This is a genomic window from Pseudomonas sp. NFACC10-1, assembly GCF_900119195.1.
GTDB classification, from domain to species: Bacteria; Pseudomonadota; Gammaproteobacteria; order Pseudomonadales; family Pseudomonadaceae; genus Aquipseudomonas; species Aquipseudomonas cerasi.
In genome coordinates, this window is the sequence record NZ_FPJB01000005.1 from 43,388 (window position 1) to 68,943 (window position 25,556).

At 58.0% G+C, this 25,556-nt stretch carries 22 protein-coding genes; 9 read left to right on the forward strand and 13 right to left on the reverse strand.

Annotated features, from left to right (window positions below):
• The 4 genes from BT119_RS15405 to BT119_RS15420 are packed head-to-tail and all read right to left on the reverse strand — an operon-like array spanning position 1 to position 4,200.
• Positions 1–1,107, reverse strand: coding sequence for an ABC transporter ATP-binding protein (locus tag BT119_RS15405; RefSeq protein ID WP_072366264.1), 1,107 nt, complete (start codon positions 1,105–1,107; stop codon positions 1–3).
• The gene (locus BT119_RS15410; RefSeq protein ID WP_072366268.1) at positions 1,104–1,997 is read right to left on the reverse strand and encodes an ABC transporter permease subunit; all 894 of its coding nucleotides are present in this window, start codon (positions 1,995–1,997) and stop codon (positions 1,104–1,106) included. Before BT119_RS15410 ends, BT119_RS15405 begins: the two co-directional genes overlap by 4 nt.
• Positions 1,994–2,887, reverse strand: a complete 894-nt coding sequence (locus BT119_RS15415) for a carbohydrate ABC transporter permease (RefSeq protein WP_072366270.1) — start codon at positions 2,885–2,887, stop codon at positions 1,994–1,996. The genes BT119_RS15410 and BT119_RS15415 overlap by 4 nt, the downstream gene beginning before the upstream one ends.
• Positions 2,884–4,200, reverse strand: coding sequence for an extracellular solute-binding protein (locus tag BT119_RS15420; protein ID WP_072366272.1), 1,317 nt, complete (start codon positions 4,198–4,200; stop codon positions 2,884–2,886). The genes BT119_RS15415 and BT119_RS15420 overlap by 4 nt, the downstream gene beginning before the upstream one ends.
• Before the next feature lie 165 nt (positions 4,201–4,365).
• On the opposite strand from BT119_RS15420, the gene BT119_RS15425 reads away from it, so the two are divergent.
• Positions 4,366–5,496 (forward strand): ROK family transcriptional regulator, encoded by a 1,131-nt coding sequence (locus BT119_RS15425; RefSeq protein ID WP_003431794.1) that lies wholly within the window; start codon positions 4,366–4,368, stop codon positions 5,494–5,496.
• A gap of 73 nt (positions 5,497–5,569) precedes the next feature.
• Here the strand turns inward: BT119_RS15425 and BT119_RS15430 are convergent, their stop codons facing one another.
• Positions 5,570–6,457, reverse strand: coding sequence for a serine hydrolase domain-containing protein (locus tag BT119_RS15430; RefSeq protein WP_003368979.1), 888 nt, complete (start codon positions 6,455–6,457; stop codon positions 5,570–5,572).
• A gap of 314 nt (positions 6,458–6,771) precedes the next feature.
• Between BT119_RS15430 and BT119_RS15435 the strand changes: the two genes are divergently transcribed.
• From BT119_RS15435 to BT119_RS15445, 3 genes are all read left to right on the forward strand, one after another.
• Positions 6,772–7,593: a phosphate/phosphite/phosphonate ABC transporter substrate-binding protein gene (locus tag BT119_RS15435; protein WP_003431792.1), complete on the forward strand. Its 822-nt coding sequence runs from the start codon at positions 6,772–6,774 to the stop codon at positions 7,591–7,593.
• Positions 7,594–7,624: 31 nt separating this feature from the next.
• Positions 7,625–10,543, forward strand: coding sequence for a putative bifunctional diguanylate cyclase/phosphodiesterase (locus BT119_RS15440; RefSeq protein ID WP_054081924.1), 2,919 nt, complete (start codon positions 7,625–7,627; stop codon positions 10,541–10,543).
• Positions 10,544–10,985: 442 nt separating this feature from the next.
• Entirely contained in the window at positions 10,986–11,621 is a 636-nt protein-coding gene (locus BT119_RS15445; protein ID WP_054081925.1) for a hypothetical protein, read from the forward strand.
• Between the two features lie 43 nt (positions 11,622–11,664).
• Here the strand turns inward: BT119_RS15445 and BT119_RS15450 are convergent, their stop codons facing one another.
• From BT119_RS15450 to BT119_RS15475, 6 genes are all read right to left on the reverse strand, one after another.
• Positions 11,665–12,216, reverse strand: coding sequence for a hypothetical protein (locus tag BT119_RS15450; RefSeq protein WP_058416279.1), 552 nt, complete (start codon positions 12,214–12,216; stop codon positions 11,665–11,667).
• Positions 12,217–12,297: 81 nt separating this feature from the next.
• Positions 12,298–12,537, reverse strand: a complete 240-nt coding sequence (locus BT119_RS15455) for a hypothetical protein (protein ID WP_072366276.1) — start codon at positions 12,535–12,537, stop codon at positions 12,298–12,300.
• Between the two features lie 264 nt (positions 12,538–12,801).
• Complete coding sequence (locus BT119_RS15460) at positions 12,802–15,108, reverse strand: TonB-dependent receptor (protein WP_072366279.1); 2,307 nt, start codon at positions 15,106–15,108, stop codon at positions 12,802–12,804.
• A 72-nt stretch (positions 15,109–15,180) separates the two neighbouring features.
• Positions 15,181–15,585 carry an ExbD/TolR family protein gene (locus BT119_RS15465; RefSeq protein ID WP_024663227.1) on the reverse strand — a complete coding sequence of 135 codons (405 nt, stop codon included), beginning with the start codon at positions 15,583–15,585 and terminating at the stop codon, positions 15,181–15,183.
• Position 15,586: 1 nt separating this feature from the next.
• Entirely contained in the window at positions 15,587–16,279 is a 693-nt protein-coding gene (locus BT119_RS15470; RefSeq protein ID WP_003431782.1) for a MotA/TolQ/ExbB proton channel family protein, read from the reverse strand.
• A 10-nt stretch (positions 16,280–16,289) separates the two neighbouring features.
• The gene (locus tag BT119_RS15475) at positions 16,290–17,120 is read right to left on the reverse strand and encodes an energy transducer TonB (RefSeq protein WP_003431781.1); all 831 of its coding nucleotides are present in this window, start codon (positions 17,118–17,120) and stop codon (positions 16,290–16,292) included.
• 320 nt (positions 17,121–17,440) lie between these two features.
• Between BT119_RS15475 and BT119_RS15480 the strand changes: the two genes are divergently transcribed.
• Entirely contained in the window at positions 17,441–18,289 is an 849-nt protein-coding gene (locus BT119_RS15480) for an ureidoglycolate lyase (protein WP_072366281.1), read from the forward strand.
• A gap of 45 nt (positions 18,290–18,334) precedes the next feature.
• Here BT119_RS15480 and BT119_RS15485 read toward each other — a convergent pair whose 3' ends face one another.
• On the reverse strand, positions 18,335–19,153 hold the full coding sequence (locus BT119_RS15485; RefSeq protein ID WP_072366284.1) for an alpha/beta fold hydrolase: 819 nt from the start codon (positions 19,151–19,153) through the stop codon (positions 18,335–18,337).
• A 291-nt stretch (positions 19,154–19,444) separates the two neighbouring features.
• Between BT119_RS15485 and BT119_RS15490 the strand changes: the two genes are divergently transcribed.
• The 4 genes from BT119_RS15490 to BT119_RS15505 all read left to right on the forward strand — a co-directional run bounded on the left by BT119_RS15490 (position 19,445) and on the right by BT119_RS15505 (position 24,578).
• Entirely contained in the window at positions 19,445–21,769 is a 2,325-nt protein-coding gene (locus BT119_RS15490; protein ID WP_072366287.1) for a mechanosensitive ion channel family protein, read from the forward strand.
• Between the two features lie 153 nt (positions 21,770–21,922).
• The gene (locus BT119_RS15495) at positions 21,923–22,807 is read left to right on the forward strand and encodes a sugar nucleotide-binding protein (RefSeq protein ID WP_003431778.1); all 885 of its coding nucleotides are present in this window, start codon (positions 21,923–21,925) and stop codon (positions 22,805–22,807) included.
• Entirely contained in the window at positions 22,800–23,729 is a 930-nt protein-coding gene (locus BT119_RS15500) for an NAD-dependent epimerase/dehydratase family protein (protein ID WP_003368953.1), read from the forward strand. Before BT119_RS15495 ends, BT119_RS15500 begins: the two co-directional genes overlap by 8 nt.
• A 354-nt stretch (positions 23,730–24,083) precedes the next feature.
• Entirely contained in the window at positions 24,084–24,578 is a 495-nt protein-coding gene (locus tag BT119_RS15505) for a hypothetical protein (RefSeq protein WP_003368952.1), read from the forward strand.
• 275 nt (positions 24,579–24,853) lie between these two features.
• Here the strand turns inward: BT119_RS15505 and BT119_RS15510 are convergent, their stop codons facing one another.
• The gene (locus BT119_RS15510; RefSeq protein ID WP_003368950.1) at positions 24,854–25,540 is read right to left on the reverse strand and encodes an OmpW/AlkL family protein; all 687 of its coding nucleotides are present in this window, start codon (positions 25,538–25,540) and stop codon (positions 24,854–24,856) included.
• Between the last annotated feature and the right edge of the window lie 16 nt (positions 25,541–25,556).

A 25,556-nucleotide genomic window follows, 5' to 3' on the forward strand; every position in this document is an offset into this window, starting at 1 on the left:
TCACTTGGTGGTGTGGGAGAAGGTCACGAGCTGGCGCTGGCCGGTCTCGATATCGAACAGCAAGGGCGTGGAATTGATCGCGAGTCGAACCTGGGTGCCGGGTATCTGATGTTGCCGTCCGGCGAGGCTGACAACGCAGCGCGTTCCAGCCAGTTGGCAATACAGCAGCGTGTGGCTACCCAGATTCTCCGATGACTCGACTGTGGCAGTGACGCCTTCCTGGTCGAGCATGAAGGTCTCGGGGCGCAGGCCCATCAGCCATTTGCCGGTCCGGTTGCTGGCAATACCGAGCCTGATGGGCAAACGCTGCCCATCGGCGAGGAGCAAAATCCTGTCGTCGAGGCAATGCACCGGCAGCAGGTTCATGGGCGGCGTGCCGATGAAGCTGGCAACGAATGTGCTGGCGGGTTGATCGTAGATCTCGGCGGGCGTGCCGATCTGCTCGACACGGCCCTTGTCGAGAATCACCACGCGCTCGGCGAGGGTCATGGCTTCGGTCTGATCGTGGGTGACATACAGGATCGTCGCGCCGGTCTGCCGGTGCAGGCTGCGAATCAACAGACGCATTTCATGACGCAGCGCGCTGTCCAGATTGCACAGCGGCTCATCGAACAGCAGCACCGGCGGTTTGCGGATCAACGCCCGACCGATGGCGACGCGCTGGCGCTGGCCGCCGGAAAGTTCTCCAGGCTTGCGTTGCAGCAGTTCCTCCAGGCCCAGTGAGGCGGCGCACTCGCGGATGCGCTGCTCGCGTTCCTTGCGTGTAACCCGCGCCAGCTTGAGCGCGTAGCCGATGTTGTCGGCCACGCTCATGTGCGGGTAGAGCGCGTAGTTCTGAAACACCATGGCGCAGCCGCGTTCCTTGGGCGGCAGGCGCGTAACATCGCGGCCGCCCATGAGAATCTGCCCTTGGCTGACCTCTTCCAGCCCTGCCACCATGCGCAGCAGCGTGGACTTGCCACACCCGGACGGGCCAAGGATCACGTTGAGCTCGCCCGCCTTGAAAACCAGGTCGAGCCCGTGAAGGATGTGGTCTGTGCCATAGGTTTTGTGCAGGCCTTTGAGGACAATATCCGGCGCGCAGGTAATAGGGGTGAGCGCGTTCATTTACCGACTCCAATCAGGCCTTTGACAAACCATCGCTGCATGAGCGCAATGACGAGGATGGGCGGCAGCATGCTGACCACAGCAGCGGCCATCAGCAGGTTCCACTCGGGGACCTGAGTTGCATCGGTCGGCAGGAAACTGGCGACGCCCAGCACCAGCGTGCGCATGTCCTCGCGATTGGTTGCGACCAGCGGCCACAGGTAATCCTTCCAGGCGCCGATGAACACCAGCGTGCCGAGCGCTGCAAAGTTGGTCTTCGACAATGGCAGCAGGATGTCGATGAAGAACCGCCAGGGCCCGGCACCGTCCATCCGTGCGGCTTCGACCAGCTCAGCAGGCAGCGCCTGGTAGAACTGTCGGAACAGGAAGGTGCCGGTCGCCGAGGCAATCAGCGGCAGGGCGAGGCCGGGGTAGCTGTCGAGCAAATTGATGGTCGGCAGCGGCAGCCACTGAATGCCCAGCCAGTGCAACAGGCTGCGCACGGGGCCGAACAGATCGCTGGCCACTGCATACGTGGGGATGATCCGTACTTCCAGCGGCAGCAATAGCGCCCCCAGCACGGCGAAGAAAATCACCGAACTGTAGCGGCTGCGGAAGTACACCACGGCAAAGGCTGTCAGCGCCGAGAGCGTCAGCTTGCCGATCACCACCAGTGTGGCGACCAGCAGGCTGTTGCCCAGCAGGCGCAGCAGATTGAGACGCCGGGTGACCTGCTGCAGATTCTCCAGCAGTTGGTCGCCGGGAATCACCGCCAGACCGTGGGCGAACAGTTGTGGATTGCTGACGGTCGCCGAGCAGACCGCCATGTACAGCGGGCCCAGCGCGAACACCAGCCCCAGGGTCAGCAGCAGGTAAGCACCTGCGTTGAACAGCCGGTTATGCTCGATCATGCTTTCACCCCGCGACGCTGGAAGCGCGACAGGAGTTTGAATTGAGCGATGCTCAGCGCCACCACCGCGAGCAGCATGAGCACTGACAGGGTCGATGAGCCTGCCAGGTCCAACCCCATGAACCCGTCGGTGTAAATCTTGTAGGCCAGCACATTGGTGGTGTCGCCAGGTCCGCCTTGGGTGAGGGTGTCGACCAGGCCGAAACTGTTCGACAGGCTTTCCAGCAGGTCGATGACAAACACGAACAACAGATAGGGCGCGATCAGGGGCAGTTGTATGTCGAGCATGCGCCGCAATGGACCTGCGCCATCCAGTGCTGCAGCGGCGAGGTAGTCGTCGGGCACCGATTTCAGGCTGGCGACCAGCATCACGAAGTTGAACGGCACCAGGCACCAGGCATACGCCACGATCAGCAACAGCATGCTCTGTATCGGGCTGGAGTAGGGCGCCCAGGTGCCGGGTGCAATCGCGTTGAGCCAGGCGAAAATACCCATCACCGGATTGGCCAGCACATGAAAGACGATACCGATGGTTGCGCCCGATACCGCGTAGGGCCAGATCAGCAGGTTGCGAAACACGGCGTTGCCGCGCAGTTTCAGTTCCAGGCACAGGGCAAGCACCAGCGCGATGAGGATCGAAAGCACGACGCTCGATAAGCTGAACACCAGCGTCGAGCCCAGCGACGCCAGCACGCCGGGGTCTTTCAGCACACGCCAGTAATTGCTCAGACCAACAAAGATTTCATTGCCGCCGAAGGGTGGCACCAGATGAAACGACCACCAGATGGCCTGGATCGCAGGCCAATAGAAGAACAGGCCGAGCGCCAGCAGTTGCGGCAGGGCGAACAGTAACGCCAGACGTGGCTGTGGGAAATGCGCACGCGGTTTCATGGCGTTGCCTCGTTTGAGTCGTTGCTGGCCTGGGCCTGATGCATCTGTTGAAACAGCCCCAGCAGCTGGTTGGCCCGCAGCGTCGTCTGGCGCAGGGCCAGATCGATGCTCTGGCGACCCGCGAGCGCGTTCTCCATTTCCTGCGACCAGATCAGGCGCATCAGCGTGATAAAACCGCAGCGCAAAGGCGCGGAGGGCTGACCGTTGATATCGGTCAGCGCTGCCAGTCCGACCGTCATTGCCGATGGCTCGCTGGCTGCGGATTGCAAGCGTGCGGCGGCAGCCTGAGTAACAGGCAGGTAGCCCGTCCGTGCGCTGAACATCAACTGATTGTCCGGTTGCAGCACGAATGCCAGAAATTCCGACACCAGTCGGTAATCCCTCACGGAATGCCCGCGCATCACCCACAGCGAGGAGCCTCCGGGGACATTGGCGCGTCGTTGGGTACCCGCGTAAATCGGCAGTGCCGTGACCTGAATATCGGATTCGGGCGTGCTGTGCACAACATTCCACGCCCCGGTGGAGTCGATCAGCATGGCGCAGTCGTCGGTGGCAAACGCCAGTGCCTGCTGTCCGCTGCGGGTTGCATCCTCATGGACCACCAGACCTTCACGGGCCCATTGCGCGAGGTCTTTCATGAGACGCAGATGGGAGCCTTCGTCGAATTGATAACGGTCACTGCCTGCGGAGCGAACAGCAACGGCGGTGCCTTGCGCTGCGCTGGTCTGCTCCAGCCAGATCCAGGGCGCAAACGCGCTGACGACCGGGCATTTCTGGCCGCTTTTCTTAAGGGCTCGCAAGGCATCCGCAAAAGCTTCCCACGTGGTGGGTGGCGCACTGATCCCGGCAGCGGCCAGCGCATTTCTGTGCGTGTAGAGCACGGCTGTGGACGCCGCAAAAGGCTGCGCCGCGAGCGTGCCGTGATCGTCGGCGTAGTAGCGCCGCAAGGCTGGCAGAAAGGTGTCGTCGGGATAGGCCCTGTGATGATCGGCCATGATCGCCTCGACAGGTCGGGTGGCACCGCCCAAGAGCATGTCAGGCGTGGCGACGTCGTAAATCTCCACCAGTGCCGGGCCTATTCCCGCCCGGTAAGCGGCGACGGTTTTCTGCAGCGTCTGCTCATAGCTGCCTTGGCGAATGCAGTGCAGACGATCCTCTTCCTCGCGTTGCGCATTGAAGCTTCTGCACAAGTCCGCGATGGCACTCCCGGCCGCGCCACTGTGGCTGTACCAGAACTCGGCCGGTGCGGCGAAGGTGTGTGCAGCGAGCGACAGCAGGGCCAGCACAGAAAACATCTTACGGATGGAAGGCATGAGAACACTCACAAGAACTCAATGCCATTTAATACAGGTTGTGTGTAGTATTTGTGACCTGCGCGACTTTTATTAAATTTTCATGATTGAAGTGTGCAATGGATGGTGGGCGATACACTGCTTCACGCGCCGACTGTTTTAATCCTCCTATGATTTGAAGATTCCATGCCTCTCGACCTCGACACGCCACTTGATTCGCATCAACCGTTGAGCCTCAATGAACGCAAGCTGCTGGACATCCTTCGTCGTCGAGGCGCGATCACCCGTGCCACGGTTTCGACCGAGATGGACCTGGCTCAACAGTCGGTGCACCGGCTTATCGAAGAACTGATCAGCCGTGGTCTGCTGCGCAGCGGTGAGCGCGTCAAAAACGGTCGCGGCCAACCCAGCCCGCGGATCGAACTGATCAACGAAGCGGTGTATGCCATCGGCGTATCGATCAACACCGACTCGGCAGTGGTCTGCGTCGCCGATTTGGGCTGCAATGTGCTGGAACAGGTCACCCTGCGCACGCCGCCGTTAAGCCGCAACAGCACCCTGGATTCGCTGGAAAAGACCATCGAACGCATGCTTCAGCGCAACGGCATCGAAGTGCAACGGGTCGTCGGCATGGGCTTCGCGATTGCCGGCTTTTTTCTCGAGAACCGCCAGATCAATGCGCCTGAACCGCTGCGCGACTGGTCATTGATGGACCTGCAACCGGTGCTGGAAGAACGATTCGGCATGCCGGTCTGGCTGGAAAACAACGCCACCACCGCAGCCATCGGCGAAAGCCTGGTCGGTGTGGGCGCCTGGGCCAGCAACTTCATCTACCTGTCATTCAACTTCGGCTTCGGCGCGGGCGTCGTGATTAACGGCAAGCCGTACTTCGGCAGCCACGGCAACGCAGGCGAGATCACCCTCTACAACGACGAAGAATCGATAAACCGTCCGGCTCTGCGTTACTTGCTCGAAGACCTGCATCAGAGCGGCGTGCAGGTCGACTCGATCGAAGACCTGCGCTCGCGCTTCGACCTCGACTGGCCCGGTGTGGATACCTGGCTGACACGCGTCAAGCCCACCCTGGATCGTCTGGTCAACGCACTGGCCGGGTTGTTCGATCCGCAGGCCGTGGTGTTTGGCGGGCAATTACCGCCCGAATTGGGAAAACGCCTGATCGCCGCGACGACTTTCTGGGGCACCCATCGCTACAACTCCCCACCGCCTCGGCCGCAGTTATTGCTGAGCGAGACGAATGGCGATGCGGCGGCTCTGGGGGCGGCGTTGGTGCCGTTGAAAGAGCGGTTTTTTGTTTGATCTGTCGTCAGTATCGAGTCGAAGCGGGCATTCAACGCATGATGACAGCTACGCCAAAAGCATTTTGACGCCCTCAGCCCTTCTGTCTTAGAGCTTGCATCAGTTGCTCAACGACGATGGCTTCAACGGCACCTTCAGTGGCGTCCGCCTCAAAAGCAGCGCAGCAAGCCGATGCGTCGCCATCGCCGATGCGATAGACAGCAATGACGCTGCCTGGCCCGCAGCCTGTGTGCCCAGCTAGAGAATGCCCGCCGTCAATCGAACCTTGCATCAAGCCGAGGCCATAGCCCGGCGTGATCCATGGGCGCCCTGAAATCGGGCCGCCTAGTGTTCGTGCTGTCTGCATTTCCTGAAGCAAGCCTGCGCAGAGGAGCTCTGCACTGAGAAGTCGGTCCAGAAATAGCGCTGCTTGAGAAATCGGACCTATCAACAAGCCGTGGTAAACCCAGGCGGGGTCATCATTCGAGGTACTTCCCAGAGGGATCGTTTGTAGGTCGGCTCGCGCTTTAGCAAAGCGAACGTTCGAGATACCCAGAGGGGCAAGAGCACGTTGAATCACTGCATCATCAAGCGTCAGATCGGTCAGCCGTTCAATGAGCCTGCCGATGAATAAGTAGCCGACATTCGAGTAACGCCAGCCGTTTCCAGGGCTGTATCGAAGTCGAGTACCGTCAAGACGTCGCATCATTTCATCTGCCGGCCAAGCGGGCTCACCGTTAGCAACGGCGGTGTGATACTCCGCAAGTTCTCCGTAATCAGCCAGGCCTGCTTCATGCCGCAGTAGCTGGCGCAAAGTGAAAGGTTGATCAGGGATAGGGTCGTCCAACCCGGTCAGTCCATCCTGTACCAACGAGAGGGCTGTCGTAGCCAGGACCGTTTTCGTAAAGCTCCACCATGGGGCTATCAGTTCCAATCGGTCTGGCGTTTGTGGCCGACCATTGGACAAGAGTGAAATGAGCATTGGCTTCCCTGGAGTGGTGAGCGGATCGACAGCCCGACAAGATATCCCAATTACTCTTCTTTGCCGGGTGGGGGGACGTCAGCCGTTTGTGCTGTGATGCACGACTGCTTTTGGCCATTAGCCGCATTTGGCGGGGCAGGCAGGTGCGTTGGCTGGCCATTAACATTTATTCATGCAATCGGTGCTTAAGATTCAAGAAACTCGGCCGATTATACGATATTGCTGAAATTAAGTTGGCTCTAATCATCGTTGAATAAGCCGTATTGTACAGTCGGAGTTGACAAGTGAAGTTACGCCTGAGCTGCAAAGCTATAATGATCGCCCTGTCGTTTGCCTTGTCGAATGTGGCGATTTCTGAAGAGCTTAAAGTGTACAACTTTTCGCCCGTCAATCAGTACAATCTTAATCTTTCAGCCAGCTTTTGGAATCCAATCATAAAGTATGTGTCCGAAAAAAGCGGCGTGAATCTTACGCTGAAGTTAGGGCGAACGTCCTCTGATACAACGAGTTATGTGCTCGCCCAAGAAGTTGATTTCGCTTTTACCAATCATCTGTTTAGCCCGGAACGCGACAAGATGGGCTGGAAGGTGTTTGGTCGCCGTGACGCGCCTGCGCTTGAGGGGCAAATCGTGGTGCCTGCCGACTCGCCAATTCATAGCCTTTCGGAGCTGGAGGGCAAGGAAGTCGTGTACCCGGGACCGGAAGCGTTCATTGCTTATAAAGTCACAAGCTCGGAATTGGTCAAGAAAGGGATCAACACGTCTACTGTGTTTGCAGGGAACATGGACGGTGCTTTCAGCCAACTCCTCAGTGGTAAGGCTCAAGCGATGGGAGCCAATTCACAGCTGGTAAGCGGCTACACGGAGAGAGAAGGGAAGTCGTTCCGCGTACTGTGGAGTTCAGCCTCGTTCAATGATTTGGCCCTCATGGCATCCCCTCGGGTTTCTAAAAAAGAACGTGATGCGGTCGCCAACGCATTTTTTAATATGCAAAACGATCCCGACGGTAGCAGGGTTCTTCGTGAGGCGACCGAGCTGGTCCATGCACCGGCACCGATTACCTTCATTCCTGCGACGGAAGCGGATTATGCGTCCTATCGTGATTTTTATAACAGTTTGCCAGCAAACCTTAAGTAAATAATTTCAACGTTAGCTGGAGAGGCTGTTAATGAATTTCTTTAAAAGCCTGCTGCCCAAATCACTGACGTCGCGAATACTGGCGATGTTATCCATTCTGATACTGACTTTTTTGACGACAGGGCTGGGACTGTTTTATAAAAACCAGCTGCTTCAGCATATTGAAGAGATACAAGACACCGCTAACATGCTCATTGAGGTTGCGGCGCAAGCGGTTGAGGAAAGTGTCGTCATCGGCGATTACGACACCATCAAAAGAACCCTCGAAAAAACCCTGGCTCGCTCGCCGTTCAAGTCGGCCATGTTTATTGACCTGTCGGGTGGCGTGATTCGCCTTGAGGCAGCCAGTGCGCCGGTTGGAAGAGCGCCTGCGTGGATAGAGTCTGAAGTCGCTGCAAGATTATTCGATGTCAATCGCCCGATCACTATTGGCGGAAAAGATTATGGTGTGATGCGTTTGTCTTTTAATGCCGAGAGAATTGCTGCCGAACTCTATAGTCTTGTGATCCAGGCTACATTGTTTGCGGTATTTTTTCTGCTGATAAGTTTGATGTTGATGGGGTTCATGATCAAGCGTTCGCTTGCTCACCTGGGCAAACTTCACTCTTATGAGGCGGAAATTGCTTCAGGTGCAGTGGCAGCAGAAGCGATGTTGGTCGCTGATGCTCCCATGGAAATACAGGAGGCTATAAAAGCGGTAAACCGCACTGCCGCAAGTATGCGCAATCACTTTGGTCTGCGTATCGAATCGTTGATGAATACCTTGGTGCAGCATAAAAATGCCCTGGATGAGGTGTCCATCGTTTGCGAAGTGTCGGCCTCCGGACGTATCACCTACGTTAACGAACGATTCGTAACAAGCTCACAGCACTCGCGAGCCGAGCTTTTAGAGTTGACGATCGATGAGGTCTGGACCGGCATGTCTTCAACCACTGAACCGTGGCAATGGGCACCGGAAAATGAGGTGTGGAACGGTGAGGTCAGGCTCTCAGGTCGCAGCGGCAAGGTTGCATGGCATCGACGCACTATCATACCTATTCTCGATGACCTGGGCGGCGTTGAAAAATATATCTGCATCGATATCGATATCACCGATCGAAAAGAGTTTGAGGTGGCGATTCTGGATAACTCCAGAAGGCAAAACCTTATCGCCTTGTTTGGCCAGCAGGCGTTGACCGAGGAAAACGTCAGTGTTCTGGGTGAACGGGCAACACTGACTGCGGCGCAAGGATTGAACTTGAGCAAGGCCGCTTTACGGGTCATTGATCGAGTGAATCATGAGGTCATCCTCAGCGCGGAGGTTGGCTTCACCGACGTTGAGATCCGCAGTGGTTATCACAATGATTTTTTGAGCGGGACTGCTGCTTCTGTCGGGTTTTTCATTAATGCTGATGCGCCAGATAGCAGGTACGCGCTGCTTCCTGGTGAAACAGTGGACGTTTGCAATATTAGAAGTGGCCTGGAGGTTGATATCTCTTGCAGGGAGGTCTTCAAGGGCGTTCTTGGTGTGTATGCCAGCAGGGATTACACGTTTACGCGTGAAGATGTCAGCTACCTTCAAACACTTGCCAACCTTTTGGCAGCCGCGCTTGAAAGGCATGACGCAAAGAGAAAGCTCACCTACCTGGCCGAAAATGATTCGCTTACCCATCTGCCTAATCGCTGGTTTCTCAGCAATTATCTGCGCGAGATAATCAGTCGGACAACGTCAGCGCCAGATGCAGTAAGCGTCATATTCATAGATTTGGACAGGTTCAAGGCCGTCAATGACACCATGGGGCATTCAGTAGGCGATCAATTGCTTATCCAGGCGGGTCGACGCTTGAAAGGCTGCATGGATGAGAACAGTGTGGTTGCGCGGCTGGGAGGCGATGAATTTTCGATTGTCGTCACACACAACGTCTATTCCGAGAGCCTCATAAAATCGCTGGCGACCCACGTTGTTGATGCGCTGGGCAAACCGTTCAACCTTGGCGGTCAGGATATATTCGTTTCAGCGAGTGTAGGCATCGCTAATTATCCATTTGACGGGCGTGACACTGGCGTTATCTTGAAGAATGCGGACACCGCCATGTACCATGCGAAAAAAAGTGGCCGTAACAATTTCAAGTTTTACAACGCCAGAATGAACGAAAGTTTAACCAGACGCTTGCAAACGGAAACGCTATTGCGGGGTGCGCTTGATCGCGATGAGTTTATTCTGCATTTTCAGCCAAAGGTCAGCCTCGCCGATGGCAGGATAAGTGGTCTGGAGGCTTTATTGCGCTGGAATCACCCGGAGCAAGGTATGATTTCTCCGGCCGATTTTATCCCTATTCTTGAGGACACTGGCCTGATCATTCCTGTCGGCGTTTGGGTTATACGGAAAGTCTGTGAAACCCTAAAAAGCTGGGAAGAGAACAACATAAGGCTGGTACCGATCGCCATCAATCTATCCGTCAGGCAACTTCAAGTCAAAGGCCTGGCTGAGACCGTCAAGCACGTCGTTGAAGCATACGGTATCAACCCCGCTCTTTTAGAGTTCGAACTGACGGAGTCGATGCTGATGATCGATCCCGAGTCGGCGGTTGAGATACTTCGAGATATAAAATCGTATGGTATAAGCCTCTCCGTCGATGATTTCGGAACGGGCTATTCCAGTTTGGCCTACCTGAAGCGGTTTCCTCTTGATGCCCTCAAAATCGACAGGGCGTTCATAAAGGATATCACCAGCAATCATGAGGACGCCGCGATCACCAGGGCAGTAATCGTACTGGCGCACGAATTGGGTCTTAAGGTCATTGCAGAAGGCGTTGAAACAGTCGACCAGCTGGAGCTGCTCGTGGCGTATGGCTGCGATCAAATGCAGGGTTATCTTTTCAGTAAGCCTGTCATCAGTGATGAGTGTGCAGCGATGATCAAATCGTCACGCAGTCTGGATATAGGGTTTTCTGAAAGTGGTGTGGCGTAGCGTAGTAGTGATAGCGTCTGCGAGAGCGGTCATGGCGCGCCGCTGTACGCAGCGCCCACTTTTAGCTGTTAGCCGACAGCTTCAGGGGGGATCTGCACGATGTGGGTCGCGTGAGAATCCTCTATTCGAATGAAGCCTCCGTCGTAAAGCGTGTCCAACAGCATGCTGAGTGTTGGGTCAACCCGCTTCCAATTGCAATCATCGGCGAACGGTTGTAACGAAGTATCGTGAGACGACCCAGAGCATGAAATCCTTTGCGGCTGTGGCCAAGGGTTTCTCAGATCATTCGCCTGGAGGTCTGCGCCAGCCTTAAGATTATTGACGAAGTTTTAGTTGATGGCACAATAGTGGCTTCTATCGCTGTCGTACGAGGCAGTGGTAAGGCCGCAATTCTTGAATGGATTCGGACAGACGTTCTGTTATTGACTAAGGAAAATCGTAAATGAAACGCTTGAAGACACTGGGCCTTGCGGCAATGCTGGTATTGAGCGGCTGCGCCAGTTTTACCAAGGACGAAGTAGCGCCAGTCACCATGCCTTCCATGGCCAGCTACACGAATAAACCCAACGTGTTCGTTGCGTTCGATTTCTACCAGGGCACACCCGGAACCACCGGCGCAGTAGAAGTACCGCAAGCTCGGGATGCACTCAAGCCCCAACTGCAAAAAGCGCTGACTGACTCTGGGTTGTTTGGCCGAGTGACCCTTGACGAGTTCAAGAAACAGCCAGGCGACTACAGCCTGCACCTCAAGGTGTATAACCATCCGCCAAGCGGTGGCCAATTGGTGATGGCGTTTATCAGTGGTCTGACTCTGACTATTATTCCGTCGATGGCCACCGATCAGTACAGCATGAGCCTGGAGGCGCAGGATTCCCAGGGCAAGGTGCTGAGAACAGTCGGTAACCATGATGCAATCAACACCTGGATAGGTATCTGGTTTGTGCCGATGATGGCCAATACACCGCAGAAGGCTGTTAACGATACGTTTACGCGCCAAGTCAATTCACTGCTCAAGCAGTTGGTGGAGAGCCAGAGTCTGAAGTACTCAATGCTGAAGGTTACTGTTCCGCAGGCGTAATGAACTGACCGCCCGAAAAAAAGAGCCCATTTGGGCTCTTTTTTTATTTGTGATTCAGCGCTTGGGTAAACAGTGGGTCGCTATATAAAGCCTTGAGCAAATCACGCACCAACGGGTTGTAGGCGTTTGCCGCATTGGGGATAGCGACGGCCCCCAAAAAACTGCTGTTCCATTGGCTGCTGACCTGCTTGGTAGCGTCATATTCAACTTTCGCCCCGTTGATCAGGGTAAAGTGCGCGGCGATTGTGCCGGTGCCTGTACCCATTCCAGCGGTCAGTTCATTCTGCGTAACCAGCACATTTAGCTGGCGTGGCGATTGCGGGTCGATGAGATCTGCGCGGTCCAGTTCACCCGTCAGGGCATCCTGGATGTGTTGCGTGATGCTGCCGCTAGGGGATGTGACAGGATTGCCGCGCACTTGCAGTGAATCCTGACCTGCCGCAGCGCTGACCTGAGTCTGACGGATCGGTAAAAGGGGAGGCGTTTGCTTGAGCTTCTGGACGTTATCGAAGCTGGGCTCGTAACGCGTCATGGTCACGCCACAGCCTTGTATCAACAGTGCAAGCACCGCAACCAACAGTAGATTTCCTTTCACTGCATTTCCTTGTCTGAGTTATTTGGGGGCGTGATTATCAGGAACCTCAGATTCAAGGGCAATGCTTGATAGCCTGCTGGCCTACATCCTCAGCGCTACAGCCTCTGCCACAAGGCACTCCAGCGCAAACTGCTCGGTATAGGTCATCTGAATCGGCGTGGTCTCGCCCTTGACGGTCCGTTCCCCATCGAGGATGTAGCGAATGCGTTTGTCGGTCACCCCGATGCGCTTGGCAATCCACGAAGGGGTTTGACCGATGCGCGAGATCAGTTTGTCGGCATATTCGGTGGAGGGGTTATAGAGTTCTGCGTTGGGTGTCATGGTGTGTCCAGATGGAAGTCAGGCGCTATAGATGCGGGGGAGTATGCAGCACCGTGCGCTGTTCGTCGCCGTGGGGCTGGCAACCGACACGTATTATGCAGCGACTGGCAGATTGCCTTCGCTAGCAAGCTCGCTCCCACAGATGCCTGTCTTCAGGAGCAGGCCCGTTCCCGCAGGATCCTGTCTCCAGGAGCACACCGCGCAGCGTCACTCAATGCAAGTGGCGGATGGGGCGATCCTTCGCCCGTCCTCAGTCAGCAACGATCAGAGCTTCACGCCCAGTGTTACAAACGCGCTGCGCGGTGTGCCCACCTGAAGGATCTGCAGGTTGCCCGCCGGGTCGGTGGCTGCGCTGGCGTCGGTGTTGAGGGTGGAGATGTAGCGTTTGTCGAACAGGTTGACCATGTTCAGCGACAGCGTGGTGTCCTTGAGGGCGCCGAGTTTGCCGAAGTCATAGCCGAGGTTGGCGTTTGCCAGCCAGTAGCCGCTGACACTGGAGTCATTGGTGTAGGTGTAATAGCGCTTGCTGATGTAACTGCCTTGCAAGCCGGCGTTCCAGTGTTCCCAATTCCAGTCCAGGTTGCTCGAGTACATCAGTTTCGGTGTATCGACGACGGTCTTGCCTTTTACATGAACGGTGTTGCCGCCGCTGGCGTAGTCATCGTCGTAAGTGCTGTGGTTATAGGACATGGAGTTGGACCAGCGCCAGTTCTCATTGGGCGTCAGGCCGAACGACAGTTCCAGGCCTCGACTGGTGACCGAGCCGACGTTGGCGACGCCGTTCTGGCAGATGACGATGCCGGTGCAGTTGGTGATGGCGACCAGGCGGTTATCGAATTTGGTGTTGTAGATCGCCGCCGAGGCCGAATACAGTTTGGTGCTGCGGCGCACGCCCAATTCGACGGTTTTCGAGGTTTCCGGCTTCAGGTCCTTGAAGCCGTTCTGCGCATCGACGGCGCTCTGCGTCGTGAAGAACGGGCTGTACCCGCCACTCGGGAACGCAGCCATGTTTTCCGAGTAAGAAGTGAAGACTTCGTCGTCCTCGTCGAGTTTGTAGGTTGCGCCTATTTGCGGCAGAAACCTGTCCCGCGCTTGCAGCGAGCCACTGGCGTAACCGCCGCCTTTGCCTTCGGCTGTTGAGGTCGTCACAGTATTTTTCGCGCCGAACTCAAGTTTGAGGCGGTCATCGAGCAGGGTGTAGGTGTCGCGCAGGTAGAACTGCCGGGTCAGGTCGTTGTAACTCTGATCCAGAACGGTGGCCGCCAGGGGCAGGCCATCGGTTTTGACGATGTGGTTCTGCGGCGTCGCATTGGTGGTATCGAACAGGTAACGCGAAATGTCGTTCTTGTTGGACTGAATCCAGAACCCGCCCTGAATTTCATGCTGGCCGAGATAGTAGGTCAGCGAGCTCTGGAAGCCGGTTCGATCGATGCCGTATTTTGTGCTGCGAATCGAATTGCTCGGCACTGTCGTCGAGCCGCTGGTGTAGACGAACGGGTAATACGAGTTGCCCCGACCCGAGTCATGGTGGTGATAGACGGTCGCGTCCAGGACCAGATCATCGGTCAGCGAGAAATTGCCGTTGAGGATGTCCAGTTCGTCGTCGCGCAGGCTGCTGGCGTTGTAGGTCGCATCGTTTGCGCTGGTTACCCCGCCGGTATAAATGCCGTTGGCCGCATTGACCGCGCGGGTCCAGTCCGGCGTGTAGTAGCTCCAGTTGTAGCCCAGACGCTGGATGATGCTCTTCGACAGGTTCGGCAGGTTGGCTTCGTCATGTGACGAGGTGCTGTGGAAGAAACTGACCCGGTTGTCGCCGAAGTTGTAGTTGACCTTGGCGTTCACTGCGTCGGACTTTTGCGGGTTGCTGTGGCCTTTCCAGGCGTCGGCATCGTACTTTTCGCCTGACACGTACGCTGAAAGTCCGTTGTATTCGCCAGTATCGACCCGCATGAAAGTGCGCGAGGTGTCGTAGCTGCCCAGGGTTTGCGACAGGCGCGCGCCGAACTCTTTATCGGGATTGGAACTGGTGAACTGGATGGTGCCGCCCAGATCGCTGTTCGATGCCGTGCCCAGTGAGCCGATGCCGGGTGCCACTTCGCTGGAGGCGATGTTTTCAGCGATGATCGCCCGGGTGATGCTCAGGCCATTGAAGTTGCCGAAGCTCATGTTGCCGAGGGTGACGCCGTCCAGCGTGTAGCCCAGGTGGTGCATATCGAAGCCGCGCAGGCTGATGCGCTGGCTGCCTTCCTCACGGCCCAGCGGGTCACCAGACTGAAAGTTGACCCCAGGCAGGCGTTGCAGAACCTTCATCGGGCTGGTGCCTGCCGAGTAAGCCTTCACATCCTTTTGCGTCACGCGCTGCACCTGGCGAGTCTCGCCCTGACCGATCACTGACACCGTGCCCAGCGTCATGGCGGCGGTGTCGTCGCTGGCGGGCGCCGTTACCGAGGTGGGCACCTCGTCATCGGCCTGAATGAACGGGCTGATCAGGCACAGTGAGTTCAATGAAACCAGCAGCGCTAGGCGCGTTACCGGGAATCGAGGGGCACGCGGTATCGATCGATTGTTCATGGAAAGATTTTCCTGGGGGCGTCAGGGCGCCGCGCTTGCGGCGGGTCATGTGGTTAACGACAGGTTTTTGTTTCAGGGGCTTTCGGTAATCACCGACAGGCGACTGATGCCGGCCTTCTGCACATCGGCCAGTACCTGCGCCACGCGGCCGTAACCCGTCGCCTGATCGGCGCGCAGGCTGACGGCGACGTCCGGGTTTTTGCTGTGCAGGGCTTGCAGCGCCTCCGGAAGTTGCTCCAGCGCTACAGCTTCGCTGTCGATGAACACGCCGCCAGTGGCGTCGACACTCAGCACCACCGGGTCGGCCTGATCCAGTGAGGTGGTGGCGACGGTCTGCGGCAGGTCCAGCGGTATGGCGTTATTGAGCAGCGGTGCGGTGACGATGAAGGTCACCAGCAGCACCAGCATCACATCCACCAACGGCGTGATGTTGATGTCGCTGATTGCATCGTCATCATTGGACGTGGAGAAGGACATGTCAGCTCACTCCTTTCAGGCTCGGGGCCGTCTTGTCGCGATGGTCGGGTTGCAGCCGGAAGGCGTTGCGTTGCGAGAGGTTGAGGAAATCCACGGCGAACTCCTCAAGGTCCGCGATCACCAGCTTCAGACGCCGCCCGAAGAAGTTGTAGGCCAGCACCGCAGGCACCGCGACGGCGATGCCGACGCCGGTCGCTACCAGCGCTTCGCCAATGGGCCCGGCGACCACCGCAATGCTCGCCGACCTGGCCTGGCTGATCGCAGTGAGTGCATGAATGATCCCGAACACCGTACCGAACAGGCCGATGAAGGGCGCGGTGCTGCCGATCGATGCCAGCAGGATCATGCCGCTCTCCAGGCGACGACGTTCCTTGTGGATCTGTTGGCGCAGGCTGCGCTCGAGCAAGTCCTGGCGGTTCCAGCTGTGGCCCAGGTCCGGCGAGTCGTGGGGCGCGGCGAGGGCCTGCGCGCCGGCATCGGTCAGGCGCGCCAGGCTGCCTTCACTGTTCGGCAGGTGCAGCGCATTTTTGAGGTCGCGGGCGGCCCAGAACTGCGTGGCGTAGCGTCGGTTCTGCCGGGTCAGTCGCCAGTGCTGAAAGGTCTTGCCGAGCAGCAGCGCCCAGGTCACCAGCGAGAAAATCACCAGCAGGGCCATTGAGGATTGGGTAATGAGTACGGAGTAAGCAGTGTTCATGACGTGAGCCTCAGGGTGCGAGTTTGAAAGCCATGGGGACGTTGACCCAGCCTTCTACCGGGGTGTCGCCGCGTTTGGCGGGAATAAAGGTCCATTGCCGGACGGCTGCCTGCGCGGCGTCGTCCAGCGACGGGACGCCGCTGCTTTGCAGCACCTGCACCTGGTCGGTACGTCCGTTGGGCAGCACATGCACACGCAGCATCGTCGTGCCTTCCTGATGGCGGCGTGCGGCGGCGGGCGGGTAGACCGGTGGCGGATTGTTCAGGTAACCGGCGCGGCCTATGGGCGCGGTGGTGGTCTGTGGTGCCGCTGGCGCAGGTCTTGGCGCTGCAGCAGGCGTTGGTGTGGGCGCCGTGATGGAAGGCGCCGGCGCAGCAGGTTTGGCGACAGGTTTGCTTGGTGCGGTTCTGGGCTGCGCCTTGGGCTTGGGTAGCTCGGCAGGTTTGGGCTCAGGAGGCGCTGGCGTGGGGGCTGGCTCTGGCCTGGGAGCTGGCGCAGGCGCAGGCGGCTCCGGTGCTGGCTGAGGGGTGGGCTCAGGCGGCGTCGGCTGGGCTACCGGCAGCGCAACGGGCGGCGGTACCCACTGCACGGTGATCGGCATCGGCGGGGTCGGCTCGGGCGCTTGCGGGTGATCGGCCATCAGCCACGCTGCCAGCGCGGCATGCAACCCGATCGCCAGTGCAATCGCCAATGCGGCGTGCGGCCATGTGCGTGGTGCGTTGTGGCTGTGCTGCTGGACGACAAGCGACGAAGGGGCAACGTTGCAGTTACCCACAGGCTGATGGGGCCAGTGGCGTAGCTGACGCGGCGGTAAGCGGCGGGACAGTATCAGCGTTGACATGAATTCAGCTCACCCGTGAAAGAATACAAGCCCGTCGTGTTGGCGAGAGGCTCGTTTCAACTGGAGCTGATATTAATACTCGTTGTGTGTATTAATTATGACCGCCGCCGTGTGATCGTGGTTTTCTGCTGTTGAAAGTGAACCCGGCTTGTCGCGCAATTGTTCGTAAATTTCATTAGGCAAGGCATTTGCTGCAATGCTATCTGTCCAGACTTGCCAGGTTCGTACTGACACGAAAACGTATTGCCGCGCAGGCTGGGCAACAGGGCGTCACCCTCTTGATCCGCGGTTCACACCTTGGACAGAAACGGGAGAACTCGATGAAATTGCTACGTTACGGTGAAAAAGGCTTGGAGAAACCCGGGCTGCTGGATGCCAACAACCAGATCCGCGACCTGTCTGCGCACATCAGGGATATCGCGGGCGAGGCACTGAGCCCGGCCAGTCTGGCGAGCCTGGCGGCAATCGATCCTGCCAGCCTGCCGCTGGTTTCGGGCCAACCACGCATCGGGGCGTGTGTCGGGCAGGTCGGCAAATTCATCTGCATAGGCTTGAACTACGCTGACCACGCGGCAGAGTCGCAGATGGACGTGCCGAAGGAACCGATCATCTTCAACAAGTGGACCAGTGCTATTTGCGGTCCCAACGATGATGTCCAGATCCCCCGTGGTTCGCTCAAGACCGACTGGGAGGTCGAGCTGGGCGTGATCATCGGCAAGGGCGGACGTTACATCGACGAAGCCGATGCCATGGAGCATGTAGCCGGGTATTGCGTGATCAATGATGTGTCCGAGCGCGAATGGCAGCTTGAGCGCGGCGGGACCTGGGACAAGGGCAAAGGCTTCGATACCTTCGGCCCTTTAGGTCCTTGGCTGGTGACTCGCGACGAGATTGCCGATCCTCACTCGCTCGACCTGTGGCTGGAAGTGGATGGCCATCGTTACCAGAGTGGCAATACACGCACGTTGATTTTCAGTGTGCCGCAACTGATCGCCTACCTGAGCCGTTGCATGAGCCTGCAACCAGGCGATGTCATCTCGACGGGGACACCGCCGGGTGTGGGACTGGGCGTGAAGCCACAACCTGTCTTCCTGCGTGCAGGGCAACGCATGCGTCTGGGGATCACGGGGCTGGGCGAGCAGAATCAGTTGACCGTTCCGGCCGACTGATCCGCTGCCAGCAGGGAGTCAGTCGGCTCCCTGTCACACCAGCCATCAGCCCTGCACAAACGCCAGCAGGTCTTTGTTAAGCGTCTCTGCATGGGTCACTGCAAACCCGTGCGGTGCTCCTGAATACACCTTAAGTTCGGCACCCTTGATCATCGCAGCAGCCCGTTTGCCCGAGGCTTCGAACGGCACCACCTGATCATCGTCACCATGAATCACCAGGGTCGGCACATCGATTTTTGCCATGTCCGGGCGGAAGTCGGTTGCGGAGAACGCTGTCACGCAATCCAGCGTGCCCTTGAGTGAGGCGAGCAGGGCGATGTTCAGCGTTTGCGTCTGTACGCCTTCGGAGACTTTCTGGCCGTGGTTTATGCCATAGAACGTGCTGGCGAAGTCGCTGATGAACTGGGCGCGGTCCTTGAGCAGGCCTGCCATGATGCTATCGAATATGGACTGGTCGACGCCTTCCGGGTTGTCAGCGGTCTTGAGGAAGAACGGTGTGACCGAGCCCAGCAACGCCAGTTTGGCCACCCGCTTGCTGCCATGTTTGGCGATATAGCGCGTGACGTCACCGCCGCCCATGGAGAAACCCACCAGTGTCACGTCGCGCAGATCGAGGTGTTCGATCAGATCGGCGATGTCGTCAGCGAAGGTGTCATAGTCATAGCCGGTCCACGGCTGACCGGAACGACCGAACCCGCGGCGGTCGAAGGCGATGGTGCGATAGCCCCGGCTGCTCAGGTATTCCATCTGGTATTCCCACATGTCCGCATCCAGCGGCCAGCCATGGCTGAACAGGACCGGTTTGCCCGTGCCCCAATCCTTGTAATAGATCTCGGTGCCATCTTTGGTGTTGAACGTGCTCATGCAGATTCCTCTCGATGTCAGGTTCTCGATGTCAGGGTTATCGGGCGAGCGCTTTGGTGCGCAGGCGGGTGCACGCTTTCGGCAGCTCCCGATAATTCCGGCAGTGAGGGTTTTGCATAGTTCAGTCGAGAAGACTGAGCGTACTGCCCAACCGCGGTTTTCTGAAACATTGCCTCATCGTATTTCCCTGCCGAAACCGAACTTGCCGCGCATACGGGAATCAGTTCATTGGGGTCGAGGCTTGCCTTGCCCTGTCCATGGTTTGACTTGCCCATTGAAGGAGAGAACTGCGTGGCGTCTCAGCTGAAAATCTTGATCCTTTCGGGTCTGCTGTTATTCGCAGGCAGTTTCAATCTCCAGGCGGCCGATGTACCTGCATTACCGATGGGCGCGGCGGTGCCGGCAGATGACAAGGCTGCTGAAAAGGCTGACCCCAAAGCCGACCCCAAGGCTGCTGACAAACCCGCCCCGAAAGCGGATGACAAGGCGGCGGACAAGGACAAGGCCGATGCGAAACCGGCTGATGGTGCAGAGCCTGCGGCCGAGGCTCCCGAGTTGCTGGTGCAGGGCGGGTTACTCGGCGCCATCAGTACCAGCATCGATGACGTCCAGGAAAAGCTCAATCTGGATGACAATCTGTTCGACGCTTGGCAACTGCGTGCCGATCGTGCCGCCGACGAGCTGGAAAAGCTGGTCAACAAACGCACTACTCGTTCCCCATGGAGCGTCGCCGGGGACTTCCTCGCCCTGTCTTTTGTATGGATCGCATCGTTTGCGGTTCTGACCACGCTGGGTCGTTTTCTCGCCGTACGCTTGTGCCGCACACCGTTCATGCGGGTGCGCGCACGCAGTCAGGCGCTGCTCAAGTACGTGTTGCCATTTACCCTGCCAGCCATCGTCTGCCTGCCGTTAACCCTTTACGTCAGCCATTTCATGCCGTCTTCGGTAGGCCGTGCGCTGGCACTGTGTTTCGCGTATGCAACCAGCAGCGGCATCGTCTCGACTTCGGTGCTGCTCTGCGTGATCGTGATGTTCAATTTCGGCCACAAGCGTGCCGCCGTGCGCATGATTCGCCGCTACGCGCCAAGGCCATTGTTCGTGGTCGGCTTCCTCGCGGCGCTGAGTGACGCGCTGACCAGTCCGCAGATCGCCCGCCAGTTGGGCAGTAACGTCACCACCAGTGTTGCGGTGTTTACCGGGCTGTTCGCCTCGGTGGTGTTCTGCATGCTGATCATCAAGGTGCGTCGCCCGGTGGCCCACCTGATCCGTAACCGCTCATTGAGCAGTCGCCTGCAACGGCCCGCGCTGCAACAGTCGTTGAAGATATTCTCCAAGCTGTGGCACCTGCCGATCCTGCTGATGATTCTGGTCTCGGCGATCAACCTCATCGGTGCCGGTGAGGACAGTCAGCAAGCGCTGCGTTGTGCGTTGTTCACCACCATTCTGCTGATTGCCACGGTGTTCCTCAGCACCGTGTTCCAGCACCTGTTCAAACCGACCGAGACCCTGGGTCGCGGCGGGCATGTGTACAAGGCGCGTCTGTTGAGCCTGGTGTATGCGGTGCTGCGTATCGCGCTGGCCATCGGGTTCATCGAGATCCTGGGCCGTATCTGGGGCTTCTCGATGTTCGAGTTTGCCCAGCGCAACACCCTTGGCCGGGTGATCAGTGATTCACTGAGCAGCATCGGTCTGATCTTCGTCGTCACCTGGCTATTGTGGGTGGTGCTCGACACCGCCATTCAGGAAGCCCTGAAACCGCCGGTCAATCATCGCAGCGGTCGCCAGCCAAGCACTCGGGTCAAAACCATTCTGCCGCTGCTGCGTAATGCGGTAAAAATCATTCTGGTAGTGATCTGTGCGATCACCACCATGGCCAACCTGGGCATCAACGTGGCACCACTGCTGGCGGGTGCCGGGGTCGTCGGTCTGGCCATCGGTTTCGGTTCGCAGCAACTGGTACAGGACGTGATCACCGGCCTGTTCATCATCATCGAGGACACCTTTTCGGTGGGCGACTGGGTGGTCCTCAGTACCGGCCATTCCGGGTCGGTGGAAAGCCTGACCATTCGCACCGTGCGCCTGCGTGACGGCAAGGGGTTCGTGCACTCGGTGCCGTTCGGGCAAATCAAGGCCGTTACCAACCAGTCGCGGCAATTCGCTTATGCGTTCTTCTCGGTGCAGTTCACCTATGACTCGGACATCGATGACGCACTGGCGTTGATCCGCGAGACCGGCCAGTCGATCAGCGAAGACATCCTGCTCAAGCACAACCTGCAGGGACCGCTGGAGGTCTTCGGCGTCGACCGCATGGACCTCAACGGCGTGGTGCTGACCGCGCAATTTCGTACCTCTTCGGGCGGTCAGTACGCGGTGGGACGTGCGTTCAACGAGCGTCTCAAGCGGCTTGTGGACAAGAATCCGAGCGTACGCTTTGCGCAGACTTATCCACAGATGGTCATGGGGCCGGGCTTCAATAATCCGCAGGCTGGCGTCGAAGCCGAAGGGCCACCCGCGCCCTCGGACCCTGCCATGGCGACACCTTCTGCGCCTGCGCCTGCGCCCGCGCCGCTCAGTCTGTCCAAGGGCAACAGCACGCCGGGCCCGGCCGCTCAGTAACTCAACCGACATGCGCGGACGCTGCAACGCTTTGTCGCGGCGTCATTAACCCGCCAGGCTGCGCAACTGTTGGGGGTTGGCAGGCAACGTGTTATGTTTGCAGGCGTTTTTCAATTGTTCGTTTGATTATCTGATACCGAGCCTGCTGACTCTATGCGAATGCGCCTTATGCTGTTGGGCGGCGGGAATGCCCTCGGGCAGGCGCTGATTCGTCTGGGTGCCGAGGAAGACATTGGTTTCCTCGCACCACGTCCACCGCAAGACGGCTGGGACGTGGCGAGCCTTACGCAACTGCTTGATGACACCCGTCCCGATGCCCTGATCAACCTTGCTTACTACTTCGACTGGTTTCAGGCGGAGACCGTGAGTGAAGCGCGCCTGACTCATCAGGAGCGCTCTGTCGAGCGTCTTGCCGAACTCTGTCAGCACCACAACATCACGCTGGTTCAGCCGTCCAGCTATCGTGTGTTCGATGGTTCCCGCGCGACGGCCTACAGCGAAAAAGACGAGCCTGTACCTCTGGGCCTGCGCGGTCAGGCCCTGTGGCGTATCGAGCAAAGTGTTCGTGCGACCTGCCCGCAACATGTGCTGGTGCGTTTCGGCTGGCTGCTGGATGACAGCACCGATGGTGTGCTGGGCCGCTTTCTCTCGCGTGCGAAAGAACCCGGAGAGCTGCTGCTCGCCGACGATCGTCGCGGCAACCCGACGCCGGTCGACGATGCGGCGCGGGTGATCATTTCGGTCATCAAGCAACTCGATTGCGAAGCGCCGCTGTGGGGCACCTACCACTACGCCGGACACGAGGCGACTACGCCGCTGGCGCTGGGGCAGGCAGTGCTCACCGAAGCGCGTCTGCTGCACGCGCTGGCTATCGAATCGCCCACTGCGCAGGCCCACGCCGCGCGCCCCGATGCAGGCGAAGAACCGCAGCACGCGGTCTTGGCCTGCAAGAAAATTCTCCACACTTTCGGCATCAAGCCCCGCGCCTGGCGGGCCGGTCTGCCAAGCCTGCTGGATCGGTATTATCGACATGTCTGACGCTCCTGTTCTGATCACTGGAGGTGCGGGTTTTATTGGCTCGCACCTGACCGACGCATTGCTTGCCAGTGGGCAGGCCGTGCGTATCCTCGACAACCTCTCGGCAGGCAAGCGCAGCAATTTGCCGCTCGATAACCCGCAGGTCGAACTGATCGAAGGGGACGTGGCCGATGCCGACCTGGTCAAGCGCGCGGCGCAGGGTTGCAAGGCCGTCGTGCACCTGGCGGCAGTGGCCTCGGTTCAGGCGTCGGTAGACGACCCGGTGCGCACCCACCAGAGCAACTTCATCGGCACGTTGAATGTCTGCGAAGCCATGCGCGAAGCGGGCATCAAACGGGTGATCTTTGCTTCCAGCGCGGCGGTGTACGGCAATAACGGTGAGGGCGAAGCGATCACCGAGGACACCACCAAGGCACCGCTGACCCCTTACGCCTCGGACAAGCTGGCCAGCGAGCACTACCTGGATTTCTACCGTCGCCAGCATGGCCTGGAACCGGTGATCTTCCGCTTCTTCAACATTTTCGGGCCACGCCAGGACCCATCGTCGCCGTACTCCGGCGTGATCAGCATCTTTGCCGAGCGTATCCGCAAAGGCCTGCCGATCAGTGTGTTTGGCGATGGTGAGCAGACGCGGGATTTCTACTACGTGGGCGATCTGCTCAAGCTGCTGCTGCAGGCTCTGTCACGAGACAGCGCCATCGAAGGCGCGATCAACGTCGGTCTGAACAAGACCACGTCGCTCAATGAGTTGCTGTCGGCACTCTCGCAAGTGGTCGGCAAACAGCCGGAAGTCAGCTATCAGGCACCGCGCTCGGGCGACATCAAGCATTCCCGCGCGAGCAACCAACGCTTGCTGGAGCACTTCACCATCGACGAGCCAACGCCACTGGTGCGTGGGCTTGAGTTGTTGATGGGACAGTGAGTCCCGCGCTAAGTGCTTGTCGTTATCCGTGCCTCAATCAGCCCTGAAGAAGGTGCTTATGCACCAGAGCATGGAAGGCTATGACGACTGCGATGGACTGAGGCTTTGGAATATGCGGCCTCGGTTACACCGATGCACCGTCTGCACGGGTTTTACTGCCTGTTTCGGCAAATGGTGTCAGCTACCAATTGCCTGCGGCCCAACGCTGGTGTGAGATCTATTGGCTGGTTGCGCAGGATTTAGCTTCCGAATATGTAGGAGCATTCTGCATTTTTTGTAATTGATGATTTTAAGGTGTTCAGCAATTTCAATGGCTTCTAGTATCCATCGTCATTCTTATGAAGGACGCATGGCATGCAAGACGAAGATGAACTAGAGGTAGAAAATCTCGGCGAGGTCAACGTGCACCAAGTGCCGGGAGAGATCGCAGTACCGGGCTTTATTGAAGCATATTTGGCTTATCTTTCTACTGAAAAGGAAACCGATAGCGCACCGGTCATTTTGACGTCACTCCTCTTGAGTCTTATTGGGTTGCTGCTGTTTGTAGTTGGGGGCGCTTTTATCATATTTGGCCCTGACACTGTTCGTATCGACTATCTGACCGGGCTAACGTTTCTTCAGTTTCTTCAACTTTACCCAGGTCCTATCGCTTCCGTAGGTGTGCTGGTGTACGGCATCAGCACCTTTCTTCGTTCCTCGGGCATAGTTGAGCCGATGATTCCGGAGCAGTTCCTGACGGCTAATTACGACCTGAAATTGCCAGAGGGAATTGACGATGATAAGCCGCTGGCGATCACCTATGTCGGTGATGGAGTATTCAGAATTGAGGATACTGTCGAGCAGGCATAATAAGCTTCGGCCCGAAAAGACGTTCAAGAGTCTGGCCATTTTACCTCCTCAAGGCAGTTTTTCGAGGTGCGAAGAGGCAACTTGAACAGGGCTTGAGTTTCTTTGATACAGCTTCACCACTTGGGGGAAGAGCGGATCGAAAGATGCTCTGCTCATCCGCGAACTGTTGAGAACCGATAAGCGTTGTGCACTGGCACGAGCGTCAGCAGCTCCCGCAAAAAACAAAGGCACCCAATAAGGGCGCCTTTGTGCTTGTGGCGCTTAAGACGTTCAGGTCAGAACTTGTAACCCACACCCACCATGTACACCCACGGGTCGATGTCCACGTCGACCTTGGTCTTGCCGACGGCCAGGGCTGACGGGCCGTCCACGGTTGCTTTGGTATCGATGTCGACGTACCAGACCGAGGCGTTGAGCAGTACGTTGTCGGTGATCATGTAATCCATGCCCAGCTGTGCGGCCAGGCCGACCGAGTCCTTGAGCTTGAGGTTGCTGAAGCCCTGATCCTTGCGGTTGCCGGTCAGGTCGGTATCGAAGAACGTGGTGTAGTTGATGCCCACGCCAGCGTACGGCTGGAATTTCGACGACGGTTCCATCGGGTAGTACTGCAACGACAGCGTCGGCGGCAGTTGTTTGATATCGGCCAGCTTGCCATCCAGGCCAGGCCCGAGGCCTTTGACCGACACAGTGTGGCTGAACGGTGTGGCGGCCAGCAGCTCGATGCCGACGTGCTGGGTCAGCATGTAGGCGAAGGTCAGGCCCAGCTGGTTTTCGCCGTCGACAGTCGCTTTGGTGCCGGAAACCTTGGTGCCGTCGAGGCGCACTTCGCCGCTGTCTTCATTGGGCTGAACGTGCGCGACACCGGCGCGAACGATGAAGTCGCCAGGCTCGTAGGCGTGTGCCGCGACCGGGGCGGTGAGGGCAAGCGCGACAAGGGACGCGCGTAGCAGATGCTTGTGCATGGAGGCTCCAGAGATC